The following is a 3,130-nucleotide window of genomic DNA, read 5'->3' as shown; positions in this document are numbered from 1 at the left end:
GTAAAGGTTCACGGGGTCTTTCCGTCTTGTTGCGGGTACGTGGCATCTTCACCACGACTACAGTTTCGCCGAGTCCCTCGTTGAGACAGTGCCCAAGTAGTTACGCGTTTCATGCGCGTCGGAATTTACCCGACAAGGAACTTCGCTACCTTAGGACTCTCATAGTTAGAGCCGCCATTCACCAGAGCTTCGGTTCAGAGCTTCTCCGCCCTTGCGGGCAGATGACCCATCCCCTTAACTTTCTGGCATCGAGCACGCGTCAGTCTGTATACGTTGACTTTCTGTCTTCGCACAGACTTGTGTTTTTAGTAAACAGTCACCCGGGCCTCTTCGCTGCGGGTCGTCCGAAGACGACCACCCCTTTTCCCGAAGTTACGGGGTAATTTTGCCGAGTTCCTTAACGAGGGTTCTCTCGAGCGCCTTAGGATACTCACCGAGCCTACCTGTGTCAGTTTTAGTACGGACACCGCTAGTACTGGCAAACGAGGATTTTCTTGGAAGACAGTTACGGTTACTTACGGGCTCGAGGCCCACGCACTCGCCCTTGAGGCCTTTGTGCCCCGGATTTTCCTGGGGCAACCTCTTGGGCTTGGACAGGCCATGTCTATTAGACCTGCTAACCTTCCTGTCTCCGTCCCCCCATGCTCTAACGTACTAGGGTGGCACAGGATTATTAACCTGTTGTCCATCGTCTACGCCTTTCGGCCTCAACTTAGGCTCCGGCTAACCCTGGGCGGATTTACCTTCCCCAGGAAACCTTAGGCTTACGGCGAGTGAGATTCTCACTCACATTATCGCTACTCGTTCCGGCATTCTCACTTCTACTTCGTCCAGGAGTCCTTGCGGTCTCCCTTCAACCTACAGTAGAACGCTCCCCTACCACCCATCCGAAGACGGATCCGCAGCTTCGGCAACAGGCTTGAGTCCCGTTCATTTTCGGCGCAGAAATGCTCGGCTAGTAAGCTATTACGCACTTTTTAAATGATGGCTGCTTCTAAGCCAACATCCTAGCTGTCTTAGCACTTCCACCTCCTTCATCACTTAGCCTGTATTTTGGGGCCTTAACTGGCGGTCTGGGCTGTTTCCCTCTTGACCATGAAGCTTATCCCCCACAGTCTGACTCCTGTGTTGTACGGGATGGTATTCGGAGTTTGATTGGACTTAGTAGCCTGGTGGGCCCTAAAATCCATTCAGTGCTCTACCCCCATCCTTTAAAACACAAGGCTAGCCCTAAAGCTATTTCGGGGAGAACCAGCTATCACCAACTTTGATTGGCCTTTTACTCCTACCCTCAGCTCATCCCACCGCTTTTCAACGCAGACGGGTTCGGACCTCCACGGACTTTTACGTCCGCTTCATCCTGGCCAAGGGTAGATCAGTTGGTTTCGGGTCTGCTACATGCTACATTGTTGCGCTTTTAACGCTCGCTTTCACTATGGCTCCGTGCTTGTGGCACTTAACCTGCAGCATACAGCAACTCGCCGGATCATTAAGCAAAAGGCACGCAGTCACACCTTTCCCTTGCGGGACATAGTGCTCCTACCGCTTGTAGGTGTACGGTTTCAGATTCTATTTCACTCCCCTAACAGGGGTTCTTTTCATCTTTCGCTCGCGCTACTGGTGCACTATCGGTCGCCATACGATACTTAGCCTTAGGAGGTGGTCCTCCTTAATTCACACAGGCTTTCACGTGACCCGTGTTACTTGGGAGACTGCTAGGGGAGGACCTATCCTTTCACCTACAGGACTATCACCTTCTGTGGTCAGGCTTTCCAGCCTGTTCAACTAGGATTGGCCTTTGTAACTCCCCGGACGGCACCTTGTTGCCATCCGTGCAGTTCCCGCGACCCCCAACGTGCAAGGTACAAGGACTTTAGGCACACGTTGAGTTTGGGCTGTTCCCCTTTCGCTCGCCGCTACTTGGAGAGTCGAAGATTCTTTCCTTTCCTGGAGGTACTGAGATGTTTCACTTCCCTCCGTTCCCCCCGGCACCCTATGGATTCAGATGCCGGTATCTGCCTATTAAAGCAGATGGGTTGCCCCATTCGGAGACCTCCGGGTCAATGTTTGCTTGGCAACTTCCCGGAGCTTATCGCAGCCTGCCGCGTCCTTCATCGGTCGATGGCACCAAGACATCCACCATACACCCTTAGTAGCTTAACTACCCAAAGAGCTCGTGTTGCTTTTACCCTTACGGACTATCTCATTTGTCAAAGAACTTTGTGGAGATGAGCGGGATCGAACCGCCAACCTCAGCCTTGCAAAGGCTGCGCTCTCCCAATTGAGCTACATCCCCGGAAAAGGGTGGTGGGCCTAAGTGGATTCGAACCACTGACCTTTCCCTTATCAGGGGAACGCTCTAGCCATCTGAGCTATAGGCCCGATTTATGTATCACATAAACGGGTCTAAAGCCAAAAATATAAGTAGCATAAAGCCCGAAGAGAGGTCTCGTTTTGTCCTTAGAAAGGAGGTGATCCAGCCGCAGGTTCTCCTACGGCTACCTTGTTACGACTTAGTCCTCCTCACAGGACGCACTTTCGGCACCTCCCTTCCTTGCGGATTGGGCCAGTGACTTCGAGTACACCCTGCTTGGGTGGCTTGACGGGCGGTGTGTACAAGGCTCGGGAACATATTCACCGCGGCGTAGCTGATCCGCGATTACTAGCGATTCCTCCTTCACGAAGGCGGGTTTCAGCCTTCGATCTGAACTGGGACCGGCTTTATGGGTTTCGCTCCACCTTGCGGCTTTGCATCCCTTTGTACCGGCCATTGTAGCACGTGTGCGGCCCGGGACATAAGGGCCATGATGACTTGACGTCGTCCCCACCTTCCTCCGTCTTGACGACGGCAGTTTCTCTAGAGTTCCCGGCTCTCCCGTTGGCAACTAGAGACAAGGGTTTCGCTCGTTAGAGGACTTAACCCAACGCCTCACGGCACGAGCTGACGACAGCCATGCAGCACCTGTGATAGTTCCGGACTGGATACCGATCGTCCCCCTTTCGGGTTTCTACTTCTACCATGTCAAGCCCCGGTAAGGTTCTTCGCGTTGCATCGAATTAAGCCACATGCTCCACCGCTTGTGCGAGCCCCCGTCAATTCTTTTGAGTTTTAGTCTTGCGACCGTACTCC

The 3,130-nt window shown here is 53.1% G+C and carries 2 tRNA genes and 2 rRNA genes; all 4 read right to left on the bottom strand.

From position 1 onward, the window contains the following. Positions 1-2,163: ribosomal RNA gene (locus QME66_13105) — 23S ribosomal RNA — on the bottom strand; the annotation flags it as partial. Between the two features lie 60 nt (positions 2,164-2,223). Then, a tRNA-Ala gene (locus QME66_13100) sits at positions 2,224-2,296 on the bottom strand. Positions 2,297-2,305: 9 nt separating this feature from the next. After that, positions 2,306-2,382 (bottom strand) — tRNA-Ile (locus tag QME66_13095). Positions 2,383-2,464: 82 nt separating this feature from the next. After that, a 16S ribosomal RNA gene (locus QME66_13090) occupies positions 2,465-3,130 on the bottom strand; the annotation flags it as partial.

The organism is Candidatus Eisenbacteria bacterium, assembly GCA_030017955.1.
Lineage (GTDB): Bacteria > Eisenbacteria > RBG-16-71-46 > JASEGR01 > JASEGR01 > JASEGR01.
Note: the sequence above shows the minus strand (reverse complement) of the source record. Positions and strands in the feature narration are given on the sequence as shown.